This window comes from Tenacibaculum sp. 190524A02b (assembly GCF_964036645.1).
GTDB classification, from domain to species: Bacteria; Bacteroidota; Bacteroidia; order Flavobacteriales; family Flavobacteriaceae; genus Polaribacter; species Polaribacter vairaonense.
The window spans coordinates 4,523,170-4,547,287 of the sequence record NZ_OZ038525.1; the positions used below are offsets into that span (position 1 = coordinate 4,523,170).

At 30.2% G+C, this 24,118-nt stretch carries 22 protein-coding genes; 12 read left to right on the forward strand and 10 right to left on the reverse strand.

Annotated elements, in window-relative coordinates; all coding sequences use genetic code 11:
- Window positions 1-87: 87 nt before the first annotated feature.
- Both ABNT65_RS18315 and alaS read right to left on the reverse strand, forming a co-directional pair.
- Window positions 88-828: a DUF4272 domain-containing protein gene (locus ABNT65_RS18315; RefSeq protein ID WP_348746540.1), complete on the reverse strand. Its 741-nt coding sequence runs from the start codon at window positions 826-828 to the stop codon at window positions 88-90.
- A gap of 211 nt (window positions 829-1,039) precedes the next feature.
- Entirely contained in the window at window positions 1,040-3,655 is a 2,616-nt protein-coding gene (alaS, locus tag ABNT65_RS18320) for an alanine--tRNA ligase (RefSeq protein WP_348746541.1), read from the reverse strand.
- 269 nt (window positions 3,656-3,924) lie between these two features.
- Between alaS and ABNT65_RS18325 the strand changes: the two genes are divergently transcribed.
- The 9 genes from ABNT65_RS18325 (at window position 3,925) to ABNT65_RS18365 (ending at window position 12,631) form a co-directional block, all read left to right on the forward strand.
- Entirely contained in the window at window positions 3,925-4,425 is a 501-nt protein-coding gene (locus tag ABNT65_RS18325) for an RNA polymerase sigma-70 factor (protein WP_348703856.1), read from the forward strand.
- Window positions 4,426-4,476: 51 nt separating this feature from the next.
- Window positions 4,477-5,481, forward strand: coding sequence for a FecR family protein (locus ABNT65_RS18330; RefSeq protein ID WP_348703855.1), 1,005 nt, complete (start codon window positions 4,477-4,479; stop codon window positions 5,479-5,481).
- A gap of 163 nt (window positions 5,482-5,644) precedes the next feature.
- A complete protein-coding gene (locus tag ABNT65_RS18335) occupies window positions 5,645-8,368 on the forward strand; it encodes a TonB-dependent receptor (RefSeq protein WP_348703854.1) in 2,724 nt (907 codons plus the stop codon).
- A 4-nt stretch (window positions 8,369-8,372) separates the two neighbouring features.
- Complete coding sequence (locus ABNT65_RS18340) at window positions 8,373-9,209, forward strand: DUF4249 family protein (RefSeq protein ID WP_348746542.1); 837 nt, start codon at window positions 8,373-8,375, stop codon at window positions 9,207-9,209.
- Window positions 9,210-9,478: 269 nt separating this feature from the next.
- Entirely contained in the window at window positions 9,479-10,447 is a 969-nt protein-coding gene (locus ABNT65_RS18345) for a M23 family metallopeptidase (RefSeq protein ID WP_348703850.1), read from the forward strand.
- Between the two features lie 6 nt (window positions 10,448-10,453).
- Window positions 10,454-10,783 (forward strand): MerR family transcriptional regulator, encoded by a 330-nt coding sequence (locus tag ABNT65_RS18350; protein WP_348703849.1) that lies wholly within the window; start codon window positions 10,454-10,456, stop codon window positions 10,781-10,783.
- Window positions 10,784-10,802: 19 nt separating this feature from the next.
- On the forward strand, window positions 10,803-11,387 hold the full coding sequence (locus ABNT65_RS18355) for a LemA family protein (protein WP_348736581.1): 585 nt from the start codon (window positions 10,803-10,805) through the stop codon (window positions 11,385-11,387).
- 5 nt (window positions 11,388-11,392) lie between these two features.
- Window positions 11,393-11,830 carry a TPM domain-containing protein gene (locus ABNT65_RS18360; RefSeq protein ID WP_348736579.1) on the forward strand — a complete coding sequence of 146 codons (438 nt, stop codon included), beginning with the start codon at window positions 11,393-11,395 and terminating at the stop codon, window positions 11,828-11,830.
- Window positions 11,831-12,631 carry a TPM domain-containing protein gene (locus ABNT65_RS18365; protein ID WP_348703846.1) on the forward strand — a complete coding sequence of 267 codons (801 nt, stop codon included), beginning with the start codon at window positions 11,831-11,833 and terminating at the stop codon, window positions 12,629-12,631. It begins immediately after the preceding gene.
- Between the two features lie 45 nt (window positions 12,632-12,676).
- Here ABNT65_RS18365 and ABNT65_RS18370 read toward each other — a convergent pair whose 3' ends face one another.
- From ABNT65_RS18370 to ABNT65_RS18400, 7 genes are all read right to left on the reverse strand, one after another.
- Window positions 12,677-14,572, reverse strand: coding sequence for a TonB-dependent receptor plug domain-containing protein (locus ABNT65_RS18370; RefSeq protein ID WP_348746543.1), 1,896 nt, complete (start codon window positions 14,570-14,572; stop codon window positions 12,677-12,679).
- A gap of 68 nt (window positions 14,573-14,640) precedes the next feature.
- A complete protein-coding gene (locus ABNT65_RS18375) occupies window positions 14,641-15,216 on the reverse strand; it encodes a carboxypeptidase-like regulatory domain-containing protein (protein ID WP_348746544.1) in 576 nt (191 codons plus the stop codon).
- 12 nt (window positions 15,217-15,228) lie between these two features.
- Entirely contained in the window at window positions 15,229-16,149 is a 921-nt protein-coding gene (locus ABNT65_RS18380) for a FecR family protein (RefSeq protein ID WP_348703844.1), read from the reverse strand.
- A gap of 3 nt (window positions 16,150-16,152) precedes the next feature.
- Window positions 16,153-16,245 carry a hypothetical protein gene (locus ABNT65_RS18385; protein WP_348747836.1) on the reverse strand — a complete coding sequence of 31 codons (93 nt, stop codon included), beginning with the start codon at window positions 16,243-16,245 and terminating at the stop codon, window positions 16,153-16,155.
- Window positions 16,242-16,667 carry an RNA polymerase sigma factor gene (locus ABNT65_RS18390; RefSeq protein ID WP_348746545.1) on the reverse strand — a complete coding sequence of 142 codons (426 nt, stop codon included), beginning with the start codon at window positions 16,665-16,667 and terminating at the stop codon, window positions 16,242-16,244. The genes ABNT65_RS18385 and ABNT65_RS18390 overlap by 4 nt, the downstream gene beginning before the upstream one ends.
- Before the next feature lie 95 nt (window positions 16,668-16,762).
- Window positions 16,763-17,425, reverse strand: coding sequence for a hypothetical protein (locus tag ABNT65_RS18395; RefSeq protein WP_348736571.1), 663 nt, complete (start codon window positions 17,423-17,425; stop codon window positions 16,763-16,765).
- A gap of 207 nt (window positions 17,426-17,632) precedes the next feature.
- On the reverse strand, window positions 17,633-18,118 hold the full coding sequence (locus ABNT65_RS18400) for a GyrI-like domain-containing protein (RefSeq protein WP_348703840.1): 486 nt from the start codon (window positions 18,116-18,118) through the stop codon (window positions 17,633-17,635).
- Window positions 18,119-18,766: 648 nt separating this feature from the next.
- On the opposite strand from ABNT65_RS18400, the gene ABNT65_RS18405 reads away from it, so the two are divergent.
- Window positions 18,767-19,777 (forward strand): glycosyl hydrolase, encoded by a 1,011-nt coding sequence (locus tag ABNT65_RS18405; protein WP_348736569.1) that lies wholly within the window; start codon window positions 18,767-18,769, stop codon window positions 19,775-19,777.
- Between the two features lie 67 nt (window positions 19,778-19,844).
- Entirely contained in the window at window positions 19,845-20,699 is an 855-nt protein-coding gene (locus ABNT65_RS18410) for a hypothetical protein (protein WP_348736567.1), read from the forward strand.
- 316 nt (window positions 20,700-21,015) lie between these two features.
- On the opposite strand, the gene ABNT65_RS18415 is transcribed toward ABNT65_RS18410, so the two are convergent.
- Window positions 21,016-21,381: a DUF423 domain-containing protein gene (locus ABNT65_RS18415; RefSeq protein WP_348705017.1), complete on the reverse strand. Its 366-nt coding sequence runs from the start codon at window positions 21,379-21,381 to the stop codon at window positions 21,016-21,018.
- Between the two features lie 222 nt (window positions 21,382-21,603).
- Here ABNT65_RS18415 and ABNT65_RS18420 point away from each other — a divergent pair, with 222 nt between their 5' ends.
- Window positions 21,604-24,006: a GAF domain-containing protein gene (locus ABNT65_RS18420; RefSeq protein WP_348746546.1), complete on the forward strand. Its 2,403-nt coding sequence runs from the start codon at window positions 21,604-21,606 to the stop codon at window positions 24,004-24,006.
- Window positions 24,007-24,118: the final 112 nt, after the last annotated feature.

A 24,118-nucleotide genomic window follows, 5' to 3' on the forward strand; every position in this document is an offset into this window, starting at 1 on the left:
GTGTAATTTTTAGCAATTATTTTTAGTCACAAAACTAAATAAATAACTAGGAGTAATATTACAATAAAATATTGGTTTATATATAGTTTACGTACTTAGATCAGTGTTGTCCCATGTCGTGTTTTTTGAAAGCATCCATGTTAAAGAATGTCTACGTTCATGAATAACGCCACCATTAGCAATAGGGTCAAAGTCATTTGGAACAGTTTCATGGCCTAGTTGAGCACTTCTAACAGCATTATGTAAACAATAAAATAAATCTTCTTTATTAATAACACTTTCTTCAGATACAATTTCTTGTTTTTTAACCCATTCTTCTATGTTTTCATCAAGTAAACAAGTATAGTTTACTAAGATATCCTGCATTTGCTCACCGCTCATCATTTGTCCGTTTATATCTGGTTCTTTGTAACCAAAATACCATGCTAAAGACCAGGCGTTTTCAAATTTCCAGCCAATAGAGTTTCTAGCCTCTTCATCAGTCCTAGACAAATCTAGAGTTAGTATTTCTTCATCAGTCATAAAATTTCTAAGATTATTCTGGTCAATGAAATTTAAAATTTTATTAGAAGGTAAATTGTCTTCAGGAATCATAAGCCATAAAACAAGAGCTTTAATAGCATGTAGTCTTAGTGCTATTTCAATAGAAGGTCTTAATTGTCTATCCCATTCTGTAGGTAAAGAACTTGCAGGTTTGAAGCCAGCGTTATGACAAGTAGCTAATGCTTTAAGTCTAAAATCTTTTATGTTAGAAGTTACTGAATTTTCTTTTTTAGATGTTTCTTCTAAATTGTTTTTCTTTCCAAATAATTTTTTTAAAAAACTCATGGCATAATTGTTTGAATTGTTATGGGATACAATAATAAAATTTTAAGAATAATTATAAAAAACTTTTAAGGAAAGATAATTTCTTGAGGTTTATATACGGGAAGAGGAATAATAATGTTTTAATGCAAAAAGCTCAAAAGCATATTTCCTTTTGAACTTTTTGTATATTTTTAATTATTAAGTGATATTAAGTTATTAAAAGCTATTCAGCTTAATTTAAATACTCAACAGCTTTTTCTAATACTTTAGGAATTCCACCAGGGTTTTTACCTCCAGCAGTAGCAAAAAAGTTTTGTCCACCACCACCACCGTGAATATACTTTCCTAACTCCCTAACCACTTTACCTGCATCATAACCACGTTCATTTGCTAAATCTTTAGAAATATAACAAGTAAGCATTGCTTTTTCTTTTGTTGGAGCTGTAGCAAATAACATAAATAGGTTTTCTATTTCTCCACCTATTTCAAACATAAGATTTTTAATACCAGCGGGATCTAAATCAACTTGAGTAGCTAAAAAGTGAACACCATTTACTTCTTGTAATTGATTTTTAAGATCACCTTTTAAATTTTTCGCTTTATCTTTTAATAATTGTTCAATTTGCTTTTTTAAGCTAGCATTTTCGTCCTGTAAAGAAGTAATCGATTTTACTACGTCTTTAGGGTTCTTTAAAAGTTGCTTTACATTTGTATGTGTACGTTCAACCTCTTCAAAGTAATCACCTACAGCCATATTAGTAATTGCCTCTATACGACGAATTCCTGCTGCAACGGCACCTTCAGATTTAATTTTAAAATACCAAATATCACCCGTTTGCTGTACATGTGTTCCTCCACACAATTCCATAGACTGTCCAAAGCGGATAGTACGAACACTGTCGCCGTACTTCTCACCAAATAAAGCAATAGCACCTTCTTCAATTGCTTGATCCATGGCAATATTTCTCTTTTCTTCCAAAGGAAGATTCTCACGAATACGTGCATTTACAAATTCTTCAATTTCCTGTAACTGATCTTTATCTACCTTAGAAAAGTGAGAAAAATCAAAACGTAAATATTTAGGGTTTACTAAAGAACCTTTTTGCTCAACATGCTCACCTAATACAGCTCTTAATGCTTGGTGTAATAAATGTGTAGCTGAATGGTTACTAGCAGATAACCTTCTAAACTCATCATTAACCACAGCCTTAAACGTTTCATTTAAGTTTTTAGGAAGGTTTTTAGCAAAGTGAATAATTACATTATTCTCCTTTTTAGTGTCGGTAATATAAATAAGATCTCCATTTGGAGCTTCTAAAGCACCTTTGTCACCTACTTGCCCACCACCTTCCGGATAAAAAGGTGTTAAGTTGAATACTAATTGATATTGGTCTCCGTCTTTTTGGGTCGTTACTTTTCTGTAGCGTGTTAGTTTTACATTGGCACTTAAGGTATCATATCCAATAAACTCTTCAGTTTCATCATCCATTAAAACAACCCAATCACCAGTTTCACTTGCAGAAGCCGCTCTAGAACGATCCTTTTGCGCTTTCATACCTTCATTGAATCCCGTTTCATCTACAGAATATCCTTTTTCTCTGGCAATTAATTGTGTTAAATCTAAAGGAAAACCATAGGTGTCATATAATTCAAAAGCTTTTTTACCAGAAACCTCTTTACCTTTAGTAGTTTCAATAACTCTATCCAATAATAATAACCCTTGATCTAGTGTACGTAAAAAAGATTGTTCCTCTTCTTTAATAACATTATGCACTAAAGTATCCTGCTTTCTTATTTCAGGGAAAGCATCTCCCATTTGGTGAGATAAGGTTTCGGTTAATTTATAGATAAAAGGTTCTTTTTGATTTAAGAAGGTAAAACCATAACGAACGGCTCTACGTAAAATTCTACGAATAACATATCCAGCACCATTATTACTTGGTAACTGACCATCGGCAATCGCAAAAGCAACCGCACGAACATGATCTGCAATTACACGAATAGCAACGTCTATTTTTTCATTCTTACCATATGCTACTCCAGTAATAGTTTCTATCTCTCTAATTAAAGGAGTGAAAACATCGGTGTCATAATTAGACTGTACGTTTTGTAACACCATACACAAACGCTCAAATCCCATTCCAGTATCAATATGTTTAGAAGGAAGTTCTTCTAAAGAACCATTTGCTTTACGATTGTATTGCATAAATACAAGGTTCCATATTTCTACTACTTGCGGATGATCTTCATTTACTAAAGATTTACCATCAACTTTAGCTTTTTCTTCTTCGGAACGGATATCAACATGTATTTCAGAACACGGTCCACAAGGCCCTTGATCTCCCATTTCCCAGAAGTTATCCTTTTTATTTCCCATTAAGATACGATCTTCAGGAATAATTGCTTTCCAAAAGTCATATGCTTCTTGATCCATTTTAGTACCGTCTTTCTCATCACCTTCAAAAACAGTAACGTATAAAATATTTTTATCTATTTTGTAAACCTCGGTAAGTAATTCCCAAGCCCAAGCAATTGCTTCTTTTTTAAAATAATCACCAAAACTCCAGTTTCCAAGCATTTCAAACATAGTATGGTGATAGGTGTCATAACCTACCTCTTCTAAGTCATTATGTTTTCCAGAAACACGTAAGCATTTCTGAGAATCAGAGATTCTAGTGTTTTTTGGGGCGGCATTTCCTAAGAAAAATTCCTTAAAAGGAACCATACCTGCATTGGTAAACATTAGGGTAGGATCATTTTTTAGCACCATAGGTGCAGAAGGAACGATGTCGTGCTGTTTTGATTTAAAAAAATCTAAAAATTTACTCCTGATTTCTTGGGATTTCATGCCAATCCTGTTTTTAATTGTTAATTATTTAAGTGTTTAAAAAAGAAAGTTGCTAAACATTTTTTAATTTAGCGGACTTCCCCACATCAAATTTAATAGTAATCCTGATGCTTAAACGAGCACAAAAATAGTATATTTAACATTACTAGAGAAGAGGATAGGAAAGATAGCAATAGCGATAAAGAAAAGTTAAGATGATTTTGTAAAGTTTAAGGAGAAATTTTACTTTTTAAGAGGTTTCAATTTTAAATTAATAGATACCATATTTAATGGGAGACAGAGAAAAACAAAGTTTTGAGAAGATTTTTGATAAGCATTACGGACGTTTATTTAATTATGCGTTTAAGGTTCTGAAAGAAGAAGATATCGCAAATGATTTGGTTCAGGATACATTTATGAAGCTTTGGGAAAGGGTTGACTTAATTAAAAATGAAGATCGTTCAGTTGAAGCTTTCTTAATAAAAACACTCAAGAATAAAATAATAGACCATTACAGGAAACAACAAGTCAAACGTAAAAATTTAGACCTGTATAAGGTAAATAAAAATGTAGAGGAGGAATTAGATAGTCAGTGGGAATTAACGGAAGCTATAAAAAAAGCTTACGCATTGTTACCAGAGAAAACGTTAGAGTTTTTTAAGTTATCTAGAAATGGAGGTCATTCGTACAAAGAAATAGCAGATATAAAAAAAGTGTCTGTAAAAACAGTAGAAGCTCATATATCCAAGGCTTTGGTGATTTTAAGAAAAGAATTAAAGAATTTTTTATAAAATAAATAGGGTGAAGGTAGTTGTTAAACGTTATATATTAAAAGGATAATTATGGAAGGCCATAAAAATAATATAGATTCGGACATTTGGTCATACATTAATGGTAAGGCTGAAGATGATGAATTGTTGAAAATTAAAGATTTGGAAGCTTCTGAGGATTTTGATGAAGACTTATTCAATGATTTATCAGCACTTCATAAACTAACAGAGGAAATTGAAGTACCTGTTGTCGATGTGCAAGCAAAGAAAAAAGAGTTCTTTGCAAAACTAGAAGCAAAATCAAATACTAATCAAATACAAGAAAAAAAAGAGATAAGAACTATAGGTTTTAAGAAAAGGCTTATGCAAATAGCAGCAGCGATTGCTTTAGTTTTTACTACATCTTTATTGTTTTATAAAGGATTTTCATCTGATTCAGTATTTATAGAAACGGGGTATGGAGAACATAAAAAAGTAACACTTTTAGATGGTTCAGTAGCTTGGTTGAATGCTTCTAGTAAAATATCTTATGATAAAGAAACTCCAAGAACCATTTTATTAGAAGGAGAAGCTTTTTTTGATGTAGTAAAAGATAAAAAGAATCCTTTTACCGTTGAAACACCTGATAAAGTTTTAGTAAAAGCATTAGGAACAAGTTTTAATGTAAAAGCCTATGTAAATGGAAGCTATTCTGAAACCGTATTGCTAACAGGTAAAGTTGAGGTGAGCTCTAAAACTACTTCTCAGAAGGTAGTATTATTACCTAATGATAGGGTTAAAGTAGCTAGAAATAATGGAGCGTTTATAAAATCTGAGTTAACTGAAGGAGAAAACGTATTATTTTGGAAAGAGAATAAAATTCAGTTTAAAAATAAATCGTTTAAAGAAGTTGCTGAAGATTTTGAAAATCAGTTTAACGTGAAGCTTCGTTTTGAAAATGAGACTATAGCAAATACAAAATTCACAGGAGCTTTCAATAAAAACATGCCAGTAAAGGAGATATTAGAAGTACTTACAATTACAAAAAGCTTTGAATATACTTTTGACAACGAGAAAAATAGTTGGATTATAAAATAAGGAAATAAAAAGTGAGAAAACTGCCATTTTCTCACTTTTAAAAATTGCTAATGATACTTTCTACAAATTAGTAATAACATTTAACAACCACAAATTTATGAAAATTGAGCAGCATTTGGCCTTGATAAGGCTGAAAATGTTTTCGCGTGAAAATATTTTTTTAATGAAATTAACTTTTTCAATCTATCTATTGTTCTGTTTGCAATTGGTTGCGTTTAATAGCTTTTCACAAGGAAAAGTAACCTTAAACTCAAAAAAAGAACCGATAGGAGTGGTGTTAAACCAAATAGAAAAACAAACATCTTATAGTTTTGTTTTTAATAATAGTGATATAGATATATCTAAAAAAATAGATATAAATGTACTTAATGAAGATCTAGATAAGGTAATGCCAATGTTGTTTGATACTGCCAAAATAAATTACCAAATAAAAAATGGGTTAATTATACTGTCTTCCAAAAAAAGAAAAAATAAAAATAAAGAACAACAGGCAAAGTACACCCTAAGTGGAACAGTTAAGGATGCAATTACAGGAGAAACTCTTTTAGGGGCTGATGTTTTAATTAAAGGCGCTGAAAAAGGTTCAGTCACTAATGAATATGGTTTTTATTCTTTAACCTTACCTGAAGGAGATTATATTATTGAAGTATTGTATTTAGGGTTTGCTACAAAACAAATTAACATAAAACTTGTAAGTAATGTAAAGTTAAATATAGATTTAAGTCCAGAAGAAAATAGCCTCGAAGAAATAATTGTAACTAGTAATACAAATACTAAAAGTCAGGTTAAAAATGTTTTAACAGGGTCTGTGAATTTAAAACCAGATGACATTGAAAAAGTGCCTGCTTTTTTTGGAGAGCCAGATATAACAAGAGTTGTGTTAACACAGCCAGGAGTGAGTTCTGTTGGTGAAGGAACAGCGGGTTTTAATGTAAGAGGTGGTGGCATAGATCAAAATCTATTATTATTAGATGAAGCGCCCTTGTATAATTCTTCTCATTTATGGGGATTATTTTCTGTAGTAAATACAGAAACCATAAAAGATATTAAGTTTTATAAAGGAGGAATTCCAGCTAGATTTGGAGGTAGAGGTTCTTCTGTATTAGATATGAGACAAAGGGAAGGAAATTCAAAATCATTTCGAGGCAGAGGAGGAGTAGGTCTATTATTTTCTAGGTTAACGCTAGAAGGTCCTATTAAAAAGGATAAAATAAACTACTTGGTTTCAGGTAGAAGAACTTATTTCGATTTTTTACTTCCTGCTTTACAAGGTGAAGATGCTAATGATAACAAACTATATTTTTATGATTTGAGCACAAAGTTAACATGGCAGATAGACGATAATAATAAATTGTTTTTATCTGGTTATTTTGGAAAAGATGTAATGAAAGCTGAATACTTGAGAGGTGATCGATTTGATATTGAAACTGGAGAATATGTAAAGCAACCAGATGGGCAAATAGATTTTGGGTGGAGCAATGCTACCTTGACTTTACGTTGGAATCATATTTTTTCAAGTAAGTTATTTATGAACGCTTCTGCAATTTTTAGTAGGTATAACTACTCCTTAAATTCTATTAATGCAGGTGGACCTTCACAGGTAACACAGAGGTTGAATTCTTTTAAATGGAGCTCTAATATTGATAATTATATACTAAAACCTGATTTTACCTATTTCATGGATTTAGATACCAAAGTACGATTTGGTTTGCATGGAACGCATTATAGGTTTTCACCAGCAGAGATAGATAATCAAGATGATAATGGTAATAATATCAATTTCATGACTGAGAAAGCATTTGTAGCTGCGCCTTATGGAGAGGTAGAAAAAAAATGGGAAAAGTTATCAGTAAATCTAGGACTTAGGTATTCTTTCTTTTTTAATGTAGGAGCACAAACTGTTGCGGAATATATAGATGGGTTTCCTAAAAGTTTAAATACCATTTCTAAAGAAGTTAACTATAGCAATGGAGAAATAATTAAGAGCTATGCAGGTTTTGAACCACGTATTTCTTTAAAATATAATATAGACGATTTAAAAGCTTTTAAGTTTGGGTATAACCGAATGTATCAATACATCCATTTAATTAGTAATAGTACTGCAGCATTACCTTTTGATGTATGGAAGCTTTCAGGAAAACATATAAAGCCCTTAGAAGTGAACCAAGTGGCGTTTGGATACGCTTTTGATACGCCTAATAAGATGTTTAATTTTACAATAGATAGTTATTACAAAGATTTTAATAACCTAGTAGAGTATATAAATAATGCGGAATTATTTATAAAAGAAAATTTAGAAACCCAATTATTGCCAGCAAAAGGTTATTCTTACGGGCTTGAGTTAGCAGCTTATAAAAATAAAGGAAAACTTACTGGAAATGTTAACTATACATACTCAGTTTCAAGAAGAAAAACAACCAGTGAGTTTATTCATGAGAATATTAACAACGGTAGTTATTTTGCTTCAAATTATGATAAGCCACATTTATTAAACGCAATGTTAGCGTATCAAATAACTAATTGTTGGCGTGTGGAAACATTTTTTACATATCAAGCAGGAAGGCCTACTACATTAATTACAGGGAGAATTAATGCAATTGAAAATGAGAATGACTTTTATTTAACTTATTCTGATAGAAATGCTTATAGGTTAAAGGATACGCATAGAATGGACTTGTCAATAACCTTTGAGCCTAAAGGGAATCCAGATACAAGTTGGCAGAGTAGTTGGGGATTTGGAGTTTATAATTTATATGGGAGAAAGAATGTTTTTTCAACATATTATAACAACTCTGTTAATACCTCAGGAGCTAATCAGTTAACAAGAAAAGAGTTTTCTTTATTAGGAGCTCCCATTCCATTTATAACATATAATTTCAAATTCTAAAGAAATGAAAACAATATTATTTAAAATATTTTCGGTATTAGTAATAGCTTTAATTTCTTTTGGATGTTCGAAAGAAGTCCCATTGGAAAATGCTTTTGAACCTAAAGTCTTAGTGTATGGGAATATCAATACAGAGCTAGTAGAAAGTTATGTGTCTGTAACTATTCGAGAAACTGTTCCGGTTACCTCCAAAGAGGTAAAAACAATAAGTACAGCTAAACTTAAATTATATAGCAAAGATATTAACGAAATAACCTCTTTGGTAACAGATGAGTTTGTATTTGATACTTCTGCAAAAAGATATGATACAAGAGAAAAGATACGACCCATTACAGGAAATTCATATTGGTTAGAAATAGAACTTTCAGATGGAACTATTTTAGAGTCAATTCCTGAAAAAGTAGCTCCTAGTGTTGAGATTGTAGATATAACGAAAGAAGATAATAAGACCAAAGTAACATTTAAGGATCCACTTGAAAAGGGGGATTTTTATGTAATCTTTTTTTACTTAACAGGGCAAAATGGAAGCATACTTTCAAGTCAAAGAAACATAACAAATGATGAGCTTTTTGAAAACGGGTTAGGCTTTTCTGTAATCGATAATTCAGGGCAAACAGCTGAAGTTAGAGTTATGAATGTAGACTTTTATACTTACAAGTTCATGAAAAATGTAGAGGCTCAAAACAGTGCTTTAGCCACGGATGGAGATAACCCTTTTTCGCAATTTTTTGCAACTCCTCCCACAAACTTAGAAGGAAATATTATTAATAAACAAACAGGAGAAAGAGCTTTAGGTTTTTTTGGGATTTTTAATAGTACTACGAAAACAAAAAACTTTTAATACACAAAATTTTTATTCGTAAATTGTATAAGTAGGGTTCTTATGGAATAATTAATAAAAGGTTTGGTAATGTGTTTTTTAGATATGGTTTAATTAGGTTGAATATTGAAACTATTATGCTGAAAAAACAAAATAATATGTTAATTTTTACATAAAAAAGGCAAGTAAAAAGGCTATTTTAAAACATTTTGTAAATTTGTTGTTCCTCAATTAAACCTCAAATATCAAAATGTAGCTTTAAAGGGCACAAAAATAGTGTATTAAGAAATATGGCCAAAGTTAAGTATTATTACGATCCAGATACGTTATCCTACAGGAAAATTCAAACAAGGAAAAGCGAAAAATATAAAAAAGCTTTTTTATTCGTTACAGGTGGACTATTAGTTGCTTTTTTAGGGTTTATTGGATTTAGCCAAATTTTATTAACACCAAAAGAAAGAGCTCAAAAAAGAGAGTTAGAGAATTTAAAACTTCATTACGAACTGTTATCTAAAAGAATGGAAGAAAGTTCTGAGATCTTATCAGAATTACAACAACGAGATAATAACATATATAGAACTTATTTTGAGGCTAGCCCAATTCCTGAAGAGCAAAGAAAAGCGGGATTTGGTGGAGTTAATAGATATAAACACCTTGATGGTTTTGAAAATACCTTAATGATAAAAGATGTGACTAAAAAGTTAGATGTGTTGTCTAAACAAATGGTAGTACAATCAAAATCATTAGATGAAATTGTATCATTAGCCAAAGAGAAGGAAAAAATGTTAGCATCTATTCCTGCTATTCAACCTGTAAAGAATGAAGATTTAAAGAGAATGGCATCAGGTTTTGGAATGCGTTTGCACCCAATCTTAAAATCATGGAGAATGCACAATGGAATGGATTTTACAGCACCAACAGGAACACCAATTTTTGCTTCTGGTAATGGAAAAGTTGTAAAAGCACATAGAAGTTCTACCTTTGGTAAAGTAGTATATATAGATCATGGTTACGGTTATAAAACTATTTATGCACATATGAGTAAAATAGTTGCCAGAAAAGGTAAGAAAGTAAAGAGAGGAGATTTAATAGGGTACGTTGGAAATACAGGACGTTCTGCTGCACCTCATTTACATTACGAAGTACATAAAAATGGTAGACCAGTAAATCCGATTTATTATTACTACGGAGATTTAACACCTGAGGAGTTTATTGCTATGCAAAAAGCCTCTCAACAAAAAGGACAATCGTACGATTAATACAGAATGCACGTAAATTTACCTGAAAAAAGATATTATAAAATAGGAGAAGTAGCTGAAGCCTTTGGCGTCAATACTTCTCTTATTCGTTTTTGGGAAAAAGAGTTTGAGGTAATCAAGCCTAAAAAAAATGCAAAAGGTAATCGGCTATTCACAAAAGAAGATATAGAAAACTTCAAACTTATTTTTAATCTAGTAAAAGAAAGAGGATTTACTTTAGAAGGCGCTAAGCAAAAACTAAAGAAAAATCCTGATAAAGTGGTAACTAATCATGAAATAATTAGTAGATTAGAAGCAGTAAAAGCAGAATTAATAAAAATCAAAAATCAATTATAAATACAAAAAATCAAAAATCATGAAAAAATGGATCGTACCTATACTAATTGTTGGAGCAGTTGTTCTATGGGCAATATCAGGATATAATGGAATTGTAGGTTTAAGAAATAACGCTGAGACTGCTTGGTCTAAAGTAGAGAGTTCTTACCAACGTAGAAATGATTTAATAGGAAACTTGGTGAAAACTGTTCAAGGAGCTGCAGACTTTGAAAAGTCTACTTTAACAGATGTCATTAATGCAAGAGCAAAAGCAACGCAAACTACTATTAATGCAGGAGATATTACACCTGAAAAAATAGCACAATTTCAACAAGCACAGCAAGGGTTAAGCGGGGCTTTGTCTAAGTTATTAGTTTCTGTTGAACGCTATCCAGATATTAAAGCAAATAAAAACTTTTTAGAATTACAAAGTCAGTTAGAAGGAACTGAAAATCGTATCAATGTGGCTCGTGATAGATACAATGATGAGGTAAATAAATATGATACAAAGATAGATAGGTTTCCAGGAGTTTTATTAGCTGGTGTATTTGGGTTCGATCAAATGCCAAGATATAAATCTGATCCAGGTTCAGAAAAAGCACCAAACGTAGATTTTAAATTCTAAAAAACATGTCTACAGTAGAAGACTTTCTTTCTGTTCAAGAAGAACAGGAAATTGTTTTAGCTATTAGGCAAGCAGAACAAAATACTTCTGGTGAAATTCGAGTACATATTGAGGCTACAGCAAGTATTTCTCATTATAACCGAGCACTAGAAGTATTTAGAATGCTTAAAATGTTTAATACCAAGCAACAAAATGCAGTACTTATATACGTGGCTGTTGAAGATCATAAATTTGTTATTTATGGAGATAAAGGTATAGATGAAGTAGTTCCTGTAAACTTTTGGGATACAACCAGAAATACTATGCAAGAGCAGTTTAAAAAAGGCAATTTTAAACAAGGAATTATTGATGGTGTAATTAAAGCTGGTCAAGAATTAAAAGCACATTTTCCTTGGCAGGTGGATGATGAAGATGAATTGTCAAATGAAATATCAAAAGGCTAAATGAAATTGAAAAAAGCTTCGCATATTGTTGTTCTTTTTCTAACTATATTGTTTGCTCAATATACTTTTTCACAGGGTTTTAAAATTCCTGAAAAACCTAAAAGAAACAAAGATCAAACAAGCGTTTATGATTATATAGGTTTACTTTCTAAAGGAGAGAAGAATAGATTAGAACAGAAATTAATTAAATATTCTGATACTACTTCAACTCAAATAGTAGTTGCAGTAATAAATTCTACTGAAGGAGAAGAAATTGGTTATTTAGCTACTAACTGGGCTCATAAATGGGGAATTGGTCAAGCCAAAGAAGATAATGGAGTATTTGTGTTATTAGCACATAAAGACCGTAAAATAACCATAAGAACAGGTTATGGTACAGAACACTTACTTACCGATTATGTTTCTCGTCAAATTATAGAATACAATATAATTCCACATTTTAAAAGAGGTGATTTCTATGGAGGGCTAAACAGTGGAGTTGAGTCCATATTCAAAGTATTACAAGGTGAATACAAAGGAACAAGAAAGCAATCTAGTGAATTTGATCCTAGTTTTATCATTTTTATAATTATCCTTATCATCTTTTTTATTATTATTTCCAATGGAAATAAAGGAAATAGAGGAGGAAGAAGACGTTACCGAGGTACAGATCCATTAGAAACAATTATCTTAAGCAACTCTGGAAGAGGCGGCTTTGGTGGTTTTGGAGGATCTTCTGGTGGAGGATTTAGTGGAGGCGGATTCGGCGGAGGTTTCGGAGGTGGAGGCTTTGGTGGAGGCGGAGCTACTGGAGGTTGGTAATTAATTGGGGTTAAGGTTTAATATTAATAGAAAAGTTAAATAGATCTAGAATTTTACCCGGAACACAAAATTAGGAGTGAAATCTAAACCATAAGTTTCAATAGTTTGTAAACTGGCATTAAAATCTTTATCGAAAGAAACTTCTTTAGTCCGTCTTAAGATATTTTTCCTGTTGTACAGGTTTTGAAACGAAATACCAAGCATTGATTTTATATTTTTATTGTTATTCCAGTAAAAATCAAATGTAACAGAAGAGTCTAATCTATGATAAGCGGGTAAGTTAGCATTGTTATATCTTTCTATTTCAATTCCATTGTTTGGATTTAAATTAACTAAAGAGTTGAAAGGTAACCCTGATCGGTAGTTCCATCCTAATGAAAAATTCCAACGGTTTAGTTTAAACTGTTGAGCTATATAAAGTGAATTTGAAATATTAAAGTTACCAGAAAAGGATTGATTATTATTAAAGTTTTCAAAAAGCAAACTACTGTTATTAAAACTGTAACTAACCCAAGAGCTAAGTTTTGAAGACCAATTTTTTTTTAATAAAACATCAAATCCATTAATGATAGCATTACTATTAAATATAGAACGATTGTAATTATTAAAACCAGTAGTTAAAGAAGTTAATCCATCAATTTTCTTGTGATATAATTCTATATCAAGAAACCAATTCGATTTTTTTAATAAAAAGCCAGAGCTATATTTTTGGCTATTAAGGATAGGGATGTTATCATTGTCAGATAAAGCCCAAAGTTCATTTTCTAATCCAAAATCTGAAGTAAAAAACTCAATAATTTTACTAGTATGTTGTTGCTTTAATTCAGCAGAACCATGCCACCATAGAAAAGGAAATACTTTTACTTTAGTAAATATCCGAGGCTCAAAAACTTCTTTTTGCAGTTTTGTTAAGTAACTATAACGAGCGCCTACATTCAGAGTGAATATATCATCATTTTGAAATCGGTAATTTCCTACAAAAACATTTACATTTTCTAAACGATCATCTTTAGATAAAATTTCAGAAAAAACAACGTTATTTTCTTTTTTTAGGTTAAATGATACTTGATGATTAGTATATTCATACCCTAATTTAAATCTGTGTTTTTTAAACTTTTTCAGTAAGTAGGTGTAGAAGGATACTTCTGTTAGCTTGTTTTCTTTTTCAGTAAAGTCGTAAATATCAGTTTCTCTTTTTTTTATGCCTTTATAATCTAAGTTATAGTCGGAATAATAAAGATTTGTTGACAATTGAGTAGTAGGGTTAAAATTGGTGTTAAAAGACAAACCAACTCCATTATTTTGTATTTCAAGTCCATCATTGCGTTGTTCTATAAGTTGTTCGTTTTTTAATTGATAGTCTAATTGATTTTTAATGGTAATGTATTGAAGCGATAATTTAGAATCATGATTAGGTTTATAGATTATTTTAGTACTAATGTCAAAAAAATGAAAATTGTTAATGCTTTCGATAAAAGGTAGTTTAGCTAATTCTTCGCCAGAGCTTACAGCTGTGTTTTGAAAAACTTTTTTAGAAAACCTTTTAATTGTTGGCGTTTCTAAGATGTCAGAAAGAGATCTCCTAGCAGAGGCTTGAATGGCTATTTTTGGTGATAGTTTTAAGTTTGAATGGAAATCAAATCCAGTTAAATTAAAACCAAACCCAAAGGAAGATTTATTTGGTATTTTTTCAAGAGTTTTTATTGAAACTACTCCACCTATGTGGTTCCCATATTGTGCTTGAGTAGCGTTTTTCATAACTAATACTTTATCTATAATATAAGGGTTTAAAGCAGAAATTACTCCAAAAAAATGTGCTGTATTATATAATTTAATATTGTCAAATAAAATTAAATTTTGATCTGGAGTACTTCCATGAATATACAATCCAGAAGCGGTTTCAGTAGGACTATTTATTCCTGGTATTTGTTGAGTACTCAAAAGGACATCTGGTTCTGTTAATCCAGGAAGTACCCCTTGCTTTTGAGGAAGTAACTCGATAGTACCATCTATTTTTTTAACATTCCAGATGTTAAGAAATTGGGAATAATAACTTCATTTAAGTAGTCTGGTTTTTCAACAAGTTTTATAACTAATGACTCTAAAGAATTTTCCTTTTTTAATGTAATATTTTTAGAATGATACCCTAAATGACTTATGGTTATAGTATCGGTTTTACTGATTTTTTGGAGAACAAATTTTCCTTTGTTATTGCTTACAACTCCTTTGTTTTTCTTATATAAAATAGAAACATTGTTAAGTGGAAGCCCAGAAATACTATCTATTATTTTTCCTAGTATTTGAAAAGTTTCTTTATTTTTTTTTGTGAGAACATAGTATCGCTTACTTTTTCTTTTTACTATAAGTTTAGTTTGCTTGTTAATTTGTAGTAATGCTTCATTTAAACTTGGGTTATACGTTTTTGGTACAAGGATGAATTTACTGTTAATATTCTCATCGGAAAAAGAAAATTTAATGTTATAATCTTCTTCTAATTGTATTAAAAAATCTTTTAAAGGTTTAGGGTTTTGAGCTAAACAAAAAACTGAACATAAACAGCTTAATAAAACAAACCATTTTCTCATTTACAATAATACTTATTTAAAGAAGTGTACTTTTTTATCACTTAAAGAAATTTGACATTGAATGCTTAAACTCTCGGCTAAACTTTCTACAGCCAATTTTAAATTGTCATTAGGAAAGCTACCAGATATTTTTTGAGTAGTATTAACATTAGTTATTATAATATGTACTCCAAATACTTTTTCTAATTCAGCCAAAACGAGCTTAAAAGGGAGGTTTTTAAAATTACTTTCATTTAGTTGCCAAGAAGGTTGTTTTTGAATAGTATTCCACTTTTCAGGAGGCAAAGTGTCAATCCATTGAGCTACATTACCTTCAGTAAGAATTAACTTAGAGTTATTTCTTGAAACCGCTACTTTTCCTTCAAAACAAGTAACTTCTATAAATTGAGGATATGTTTTAATATTAAACTCTGTACCCAATACTTGTACATCTCCTTCAGAGGTAGATACTTTAAAAGTTTTTCCTTTTTTTACCTTAAAATAACCTTCACCTTGCAGTTTCAAACTTCTTTTCTTATGCCAGTTTTTTCTTGAAAAAGATAGTGATGATTTTGAGTTTAGTATAGCTTGAGAGCTATCTGGTAATAAAATGGCTAGCTGTTCTCCTGTGTTAGTTTTGTATACTTCATGTTTATTGTAACCTATAAAGAATGCTATTAATAAAGCTAAACTAGCAGCAATTGCAATTATAGGATATAATTTACTTTTTTTCTTTTTTGGAATATTTATTATAGCAGGGTTTTTAATTTTTTTTGTAAAATTAATATATGATTCATGATTGTTAATTTCAGGGGTATAAAAACCATTTGCCCCTTCAAGAATTCTCTTGTAAGAATCAAACTCCTCAAACTGTTCAAGAGATTGTAGTTCTTTTTTAGAAAGAGTGCCTTCAATCCATTTACTCATTAAATATGTGAATTTTTCTTGACTCATGATTTATATTCCTTCAATAGTTTGACGAAGTTTTTTTAAAGCTCCCATCATTCTTTTTTCTACGGTTTTAATTGAAATGTCTAATAGTACAGCTATCTCTCTATATTTTTTTTATCAATTCTATTTAATAGAAAAACTTCTCTTTCTTTGTCTGATAAATCAGCTATAGCTTCTTGTAACTTTTTTAAAAACTCTTTTTCTTCCATAATGAACTGTGGATGTTCAATGGTAACAGTATCTTTTTTTATAAGCTTTTCATGTTTTAGAATTATTTTTTTCTTTTTCATAGAGTTTAAAAAAGCATTATTGGCTATTTTGAATAAAAAAGCGGTTACTGTAGTAAGAATAACTTCTGCACAATTATTCCAAATTTTTATAAAACAATCATGAACAATATCTTCTGCCAAGTCAATATCTCCACATTTGTAATAAATATGGTTTCGAAGAGTTTGTACATTTGCCTTGTATACATCTTCAAAAACTTCTGGTGCACATAGTGACTGCTTGGTGTTTTTCATTAAAAGTAAAGATACATAATTTAAAAAATTGAAAAAAATGCAACACTAAGGTAGATTACTAGTTTTTTAGTGCTACATTTTAAACTGCTTTATACTTAGTTTTCTATAAAAGCGATATCATCTATTGCAGAACTACCCCCAGCTCTAATAGTAAGTGTATAACGACCTTTAGGAAGGTCTTTTGTTAAATTCTCTTTATAAGAGATCCAACCACCTTTGTGCTCTTTTGGGTCTATTTTAATAATGTGATTTTTAAGTACATCACTTTCATTTCGTTTAGAAATATAAATGTCAAAGTAATAACTATCCCATCCAGTGAAGTCTCCTGGTTTATAATATTTGAAGGCAATTTTTAAACTTCCTTTTTTATAATCTTTACTTAAAGAAAAATCTCTATGAGCAAATCCATCAGATACACCTCCACATTTCCCCATGTCATATCCAATAAAATTTGTTTTATTTCCTGAGAAATCATAAGCTTTCCATTTAGTAAATTCATTTACTTTACCTCTATAAATACGACCACATCTACCATCTCCTGCATCTAATGAAGATAAATTTTTAATTCCTTTTTTACCATCAGTAGTTGTAAAATAAAAACCATTACCGTTTCTTTCAAAATCATATAAAACTAGTTCTTTTTCAGTGGAGGTTGTAGCTGTAGAAGCGTCTTGGGGTTGTAACATGTTTTCGTCGTTAGAACAAGATGTAAACAATAATCCCCCGTTTAACATTGCTAAAAAAATTAATTTTTTCATCTATCAATATTTTAATTTGTGATTTATTCACACTTAATACAAATAGCTAATTTTTTTCCCTACGTTTTTTTTATTATTCTTTTTTTGAATGGAGAATTTGATGTCTTTTTTAAAGTTTTAAATTAGAAGTGTCTTGTGTGTTTATGGTGTTGATTAGTAGTGGGTTAATTGTGTTTTTGTTTTCAGTGTTCATATAGAAGTAATTCTTTATTTCTTGCTTATCGGAATCCAAATCTCTTCTTCTGAATTCGGATCATTATTTCTATAGTTAATGCCAAGTACTTCAAAATGTGGCCTGTCATCAATGATATATGGAGAATTAGGAATCCATTCTGAGAAAATATATTGAAAAATAGAAGTATCAGCACTAGATCCTTTATAATCAAAAACAGCATAAAGTCCAGCTCTTAAAACAAACGATTCCATATTAGAAGGAATTTTTTCAAAATTAAGGACTTCTACAGTTGCCCATTTTTCGAACTCGTTGTTAGGAAGAAACTGTTCGTAATATGAAGGAGGATATATTTGCATGGAGATTTTATCTTCAGAAACTCTATTAGATACCTCTTTAATTCTAGGAGAAAATTTCTTCCAGAGTTGCCCCGTTTTATTATTCACCAAGTTCATAGTAATACGATGACCGATTAACTTTTTTTCGTTAAGTTGTTCAATTCTTGGTATAGGAAACCCCATTGTTAATTTTAAAATTAATGATGTTATTATAACAGTAAAAATACTCAATTTTATAACAGCCATCTATTAAAGGAAAAGAACTTATAAAAACAAGCAACCTCACAGTAGTATTACTGCAAGGTTACTTTCCCAAAAACCAACATGAAATAAAAACTATTTTTAAGGTGTAATTATACTCGAATAACTTCGTTTATATTACTTTTTAGTGTTGTTTTTATATATAAAATAATGAGTATGCTATTTACTCAAAAACCAGTTTTAAAATGGAATATTCATAGGCTAATTTTTTAGTTATTCTTGTTTGAAGTTTTTAAAAAAGAACTTTCATAACGAATGCAATTTAAAAATAACCAAACTAAACAAAAAGCTAATGTTTGTTAATTGTTTGCTAATAAGTAAACTACCTCGGGGAAAGCAATGAGACATTTAATAAGATAATAAGTTTAATTTCGAGGCAACCCTCGGGGTATTATAACCCTTTGGCGGTGCTAATAAAGCGATGTAGTTTTATAAAGCTGAAAGAGAAAATTGTTTGTTTTTTTTACATTAAGTTTTGATTTGTTAAAAGTAAAAACAAGTGCTAAACTAGTAATGCTTAATTGTATATTGCACAGTAATAACAAACAACCAACTATTCAAAACTAAATCATGAAAAAAATAGGATTAATTATCTTTTGTTTGGTAATACTATTAGGATGCAATAGCAAAAAATCTACTAAACTTAATAAAAAAGATTATCTTACTTTCTTTAAAAAAATCAAAGGAAAAGGTTGCGTTTCTGGGCAATTTATTCGTTGGAGTTATAATGCTTCGTTAGAAGAAATGAAAAAAGCTAATGAATTATCTGGTCAGTGGGTAGGAATGTTAGGTGCTGATTACTATGGGAATTTTAGAGACTCTGTTCCTTCGCCTAAAGGGATATATCAAAAAGCCAATCAAGCAATAAAAGAGTATTACCCTAAAAATGGATTGGTTAACTTATCACTTCATATAAATAATCCACAATCTGGAGCAAGTGCATGGGATTATGTAATAGATATTGATTCTATTTTTATACCAAATAGTCGGGTTCAGAAAAACTTGTTAAAAGAATTAGATTTTATAGCTGAAGGAATTGCTGATCTAGAAGAAAAAGGAGTAATGGTTATGTTTAGGCCTTACCATGAAATGAATGGATATTGGTTTTGGTGGGGAAAAAGTAAGCGTTTTGCAGAGTTATGGAAGTTTACCTATAAGTATTTAGTAGAAGAGAAAAAGTTAGACAATATGCTTTGGTGTTGGTCTCCTGATGCAGGACCAGGAAATATACATGACTATTATCCGGGAGATGAATATGTAGATATTGTAGGGTTAGATTCGTATGGAGCAGATTTACCTAAAAAAGCATTAGATGATTACAAGGAAATTTTGAAATACAACAAACCTTTTGGATTTTCTGAATATGGTTGCGTACAAGGAGGAGATAAAAAAACGGCTGCCACCTTTGATTACAGCGTATTAAAAGATTGGTTGCATAAAGAGTTTCCTGAAGCAGTTTACTTTTTAGTTTGGAGAGATCATTGGGGCTTTACAGGAAAGAAAGGTGTGGGTGCTTTATTGAATGATGATAAAATTCTTAACAAAGAATCTATAATGGAATTGAAGACAATAAAACAATAGAACTTTTGTTTATTTTTGTTCTAAGAGCAAAGATTTATTCTTAGTGTAACTATCCGTTTTTATATTTATGAGAAAAATAATCCCTGTATTCTTGTTAACATTAAACTTCTTAAATTGTACTAATTATGGGCAATTAAAAGTAATAACACAAGTTCCTGATAAGTTGGAAGAAGTATCAGGAATAACGAAGGTAAAGGGAAGTGATTTGCTTTGGATGCATAATGACAGTGGGAATAAAGCTGAGGTGTATGGTGTAGATATTGAGGGAAATATTCAACAAAAAATTAAGTTAGAGGTAAAAAACAAAGATTGGGAAGATGTTACTACAGATGAAGAAGGGAATCTTTATATAGCAGACTTTGGAAATAATGATAATAAGCGTAAAAATTTAGTTATTTATAAAGTACAAAACCAAGAAGTACTTAAAGGGGGTAAGGTTAGTGCAGAAAAAATAAAGTTTAAATACGATAATCAAGAGAAGTTTCCTCCAAAGAAAAAAGAACGTTTTTTTGATGCAGAATCCATACTATATTATAACAATGCTTTGTACATTTTTACAAAAAGTAGAGTAAAAAATAGTTTTGGGAAAACTAGTTTGTATAAAATACCTGCACAATCAGGTAATTATAGAGCAACTTATATAGGCACTTTTGAAACTTGTATGAAAGACATGCATTGTTGGATAACTTCAGCAAGTATATCGCCAAATAAAAATAAAGTAGCATTGTTAAATCACAATAAATTATTGGTATTTACCAATTTTGAAGGTGATAATTTTTTTGAAGGAGAGTTAACGGAGTATGATTTAAAACACACTTCACAAAAAGAAGGCGTCACTTTTAAAGACAATACAACTGTGTATATCACAGATGAAAAAGCCCATGGTAGCGGTGGAAATTTATATGAGTTTGTATTGAAGTAATTAGTTTGTTAGTTGTTTTTGTATAAAATTTATATGAGTTTGTAATAATTGATAAAGGAGAAAACTATTTTTCCATACTGAACTACTGAACTACTGAACTACTGAACTACTGAACTACTGAACTACTGAACTACTGAACTACTGAACTACTGAACTACTGAACTACTGAACTACTGAACTACTGAACTACTGAACTACTGAACTACTGAACTACTGAACTACTGAACTACTGAACTACTGAACTACTGAACTACTGAACTACTGAACTACTGAACTACTGAACTACTGAACTACTGAACTACTGAACTACTAATTTTCAACATACCTCAACAAGTAATAATATCCAACCTATAATTAATAATAAACCTCCTAAAGGAGTAATCGGACCTAAAAAACGTAGCTTTTTACCCTTAGCATCAGAAAGTACTAAACCATAAATACTGAAAGAAAACAAAAAGATTCCTACTATAAAACTCCAACCTAATAAAGTATTAAACTGTTTAAGATTAAAACCAACTACTAATAAAACAATAGCATGATACATTTGGTACTTCACTCCAGTTTCAAACGACTTTAATTGCTCATCAGTTAACACTTTTTTTAAAGCATGTGCTCCAAAAGCTCCAAAAACAACAGCCAACATACCATAAATAGTTCCAAAAATTAATAAGGTTTGCTCCATAATAGATTACTAATTTGAAAATGAAAACAAATATACAGTAAGTAATAGTATAGTTATGTACTAATGTTAATACTAAATAAAATATTACTAAATCAGTTAATTTTATAAAGAATAAGAACAGATTAAAGTGTTAAAAAAGAGAAGTTAAATGCAAGTAAAATCAGGAAAAAACGACTATACCATGACAATTTCGTAAATTTGCACTAAGAAATTCGCAATAAAATGAAGATACGAAACATCAATGATATACAAGATTTCGAACTTCCCTTACAACTCAATATTAGTTTTAGAAAAGTTTTTGAGGTGTTTCAAAAATATGCTAGTAATGATTTAAAGGAACATCCTTTTCATGAGTCAGCTAAAAGAATGATTCAAGAAATTGAAAAATACCCAGAATTAATTGAAGGTTTTTCTGATTTTACACTGTTAGAAAAATATGAGGAAATTATAGATATATTGTTAGAACCATTATTTCCTGAAATGTTATCCGGAAATGAAATTAAAGCGGCAAGTATTCCTTTTTCATTTACAGCTTTTAAGTTTACGGAGCGTTTTGCTAGTATAATACAAAATGCAGGAGAAGGTTATGATTTGCAAGCTAGGAATTTTGAGGATGACTTAATGTATATTTATTCTTGTACGTTAATCTTAGCAATTGTATACAATTATCCTATAGATTTAAAAAGACCATTCTTTTTTGATATTCCAGATACGCAATTGGGGATAATGAAGCATTATAGAGTAGCTTTTAATGGTGATTTTATGGAGGTGTATCCTACCGAAAATGCACCTAAAATTACTCAAGAAGATATAAAAGTACTTTTAGATAACTTTGATAATATAGAAATATGGAGAGAAAAGTTTCCTCCAAATTCATATATATTTAAGGGATTTGGTATCATGAATTTGTTTGATGTGACTGCAGATGAAACATTGAGCGCCATTAGAACTAATTTATTAGAAAAAGATGATGGTAGTATTGTAGAAAAATTACAAACAAGTCTACAAGAATTTTATACTATTAAAGATTTAAAAGTTGGATTTTCTGTATTTGATATCAGTAATATACAGTCGGAATCATTAAGAGTAAAAAAATCAGAAAGTTTAGTGATTGAAGAAGGAGCGGCTATTGCATGTAATGATTTCTTTTGTCATTATATTTTAAATAAAATATTTAGTGATACTGAAACTGTAGTTCTTTCCGATGTAGAAGCTTATGGAAGAAATACCAATCAGAATCAATTTTATAAAAAATTAGAAGCCCATGATATAGGTAGTATTATTTTAATACCTATAAAAACTACTAATGAAAAAGATTTGGTTTTGTTAGAGATAGCATCGCCAAGAGCTTATGAATTAAATTCGGTAAATAAGCAAAAACTAAAAGATATTATTCCTGTTTTTGAAGCTGCAGCAGAACGTAACTCTGAGGAGTTTTTAAATATTTTAGAGGCTACTATTCAAGAACATTATACATCCATTCATCCATCAGTAAAATGGCGTTTTTATGAAGCTGCTGAAAACTATCAGAATGCTTTATATGCTAAAGAAGAAGATGCTAAAATAGAGCAAATTGTTTTTGAAGATGTATATCCGTTGTATGGGCAAATAGATATTTCAGGATCTTCTATAGCAAGAAACCTAGCAATTAAAGAAGATTTAACCACACAGTTAACATTGGCTATAAATGTTTTGTGTGAAGCATGTAAGACAGAAGAACTCCCTATCTATGAAGAGTTGATGTTTCGTGTTAAAGAATATTTGAATGAGGTAAAGACTGGATTAAAAGCAGGAGATGAAATAGGTATTTTAGACTTTTTAAAGAAAGATATTTACCCAGTATTCAATCACATTAAAGAAATTGATACTTCATTAAAAGATTTAGTGAAGACATATACTAACAGTTTAGATAAAAACTTACAAGTAGTATATAACAAACGTAAGTCATATGAAGAAAGTGTAACGAAGCTGAATGATAAATTGGCTAAGTTTATAGATAAAAAGCAAGAAGAAGCACAGGCAATGTTTCCTCACTATTTTGAACGTTATAAAACGGACGGAGTAGAATACAATATGTATATAGGACAAGCTTTAACTAAGCAGAAAAAGTTTGATGATTTGTATTTGTATAACTTACGTTTATGGCAACTACAAACCATGTGTGAAATGGAAAACCTAGCCAATGTAACTAGAAAAACATTAACACATGATTTAAAAGTAGCTTCTTTAATCCTAGTACATAGTAATTCACTAGCTATTAAATTTAGAATGGATGAAAAGCAGTTTGATGTAGACGGTGCTTATAATATCCGTTATGAAATTATAAAAAAGCGTATTGATAAGGCTTATATTAAAAATACCAATGAACGTTTAACAGTACCTGGAAAAATAGCTATTGTATACTCTCAAGAAAAAGATGCTAGAGAATATACAAAGTATATCAAGTATTTACAATCTAAAAATCTTTTGGGAGAGTTGGAGCAATTAGAGTTGGAAGATTTACAAGGAGTTTCTGGATTAAAAGCTATGAGAGTTGAGGTGATTTATCATGATGAAAATAATAAGAAACCGACAATTTCTGTAGAAGAACTTTTTATGGACTTAAAAAAAGAGTTAAAAAGTTAAAATTAAATTTTTTAAATAGGGAAATAAAGCAAACTTTAGTTGTATAACATTTGCTTTATCATTTACAGTAGTTTTTTTATTCATCTAATTGAAAGTATTTTCTGCAATAAAT

Coding starts and splice junctions, on each gene's coding strand:
- ABNT65_RS18315 (WP_348746540.1), bottom strand. CDS start 828: ATGAGTTTTTTAAAAAAATTATTTGGAAAGAAAAACAATTTAGAAGAA.
- alaS (WP_348746541.1), bottom strand. CDS start 3,655: ATGAAATCCCAAGAAATCAGGAGTAAATTTTTAGATTTTTTTAAATCA.
- ABNT65_RS18325 (WP_348703856.1), top strand. CDS start 3,925: ATGGGAGACAGAGAAAAACAAAGTTTTGAGAAGATTTTTGATAAGCAT.
- ABNT65_RS18330 (WP_348703855.1), top strand. CDS start 4,477: ATGGAAGGCCATAAAAATAATATAGATTCGGACATTTGGTCATACATT.
- ABNT65_RS18335 (WP_348703854.1), top strand. CDS start 5,645: ATGAAATTAACTTTTTCAATCTATCTATTGTTCTGTTTGCAATTGGTT.
- ABNT65_RS18340 (WP_348746542.1), top strand. CDS start 8,373: ATGAAAACAATATTATTTAAAATATTTTCGGTATTAGTAATAGCTTTA.
- ABNT65_RS18345 (WP_348703850.1), top strand. CDS start 9,479: ATGGCCAAAGTTAAGTATTATTACGATCCAGATACGTTATCCTACAGG.
- ABNT65_RS18350 (WP_348703849.1), top strand. CDS start 10,454: ATGCACGTAAATTTACCTGAAAAAAGATATTATAAAATAGGAGAAGTA.
- ABNT65_RS18355 (WP_348736581.1), top strand. CDS start 10,803: ATGAAAAAATGGATCGTACCTATACTAATTGTTGGAGCAGTTGTTCTA.
- ABNT65_RS18360 (WP_348736579.1), top strand. CDS start 11,393: ATGTCTACAGTAGAAGACTTTCTTTCTGTTCAAGAAGAACAGGAAATT.
- ABNT65_RS18365 (WP_348703846.1), top strand. CDS start 11,831: ATGAAATTGAAAAAAGCTTCGCATATTGTTGTTCTTTTTCTAACTATA.
- ABNT65_RS18375 (WP_348746544.1), bottom strand. CDS start 15,216: ATGAGAAAATGGTTTGTTTTATTAAGCTGTTTATGTTCAGTTTTTTGT.
- ABNT65_RS18380 (WP_348703844.1), bottom strand. CDS start 16,149: ATGAGTCAAGAAAAATTCACATATTTAATGAGTAAATGGATTGAAGGC.
- ABNT65_RS18390 (WP_348746545.1), bottom strand. CDS start 16,667: ATGAAAAACACCAAGCAGTCACTATGTGCACCAGAAGTTTTTGAAGAT.
- ABNT65_RS18395 (WP_348736571.1), bottom strand. CDS start 17,425: ATGAAAAAATTAATTTTTTTAGCAATGTTAAACGGGGGATTATTGTTT.
- ABNT65_RS18400 (WP_348703840.1), bottom strand. CDS start 18,118: ATGGGGTTTCCTATACCAAGAATTGAACAACTTAACGAAAAAAAGTTA.
- ABNT65_RS18405 (WP_348736569.1), top strand. CDS start 18,767: ATGAAAAAAATAGGATTAATTATCTTTTGTTTGGTAATACTATTAGGA.
- ABNT65_RS18410 (WP_348736567.1), top strand. CDS start 19,845: ATGAGAAAAATAATCCCTGTATTCTTGTTAACATTAAACTTCTTAAAT.
- ABNT65_RS18415 (WP_348705017.1), bottom strand. CDS start 21,381: ATGGAGCAAACCTTATTAATTTTTGGAACTATTTATGGTATGTTGGCT.
- ABNT65_RS18420 (WP_348746546.1), top strand. CDS start 21,604: ATGAAGATACGAAACATCAATGATATACAAGATTTCGAACTTCCCTTA.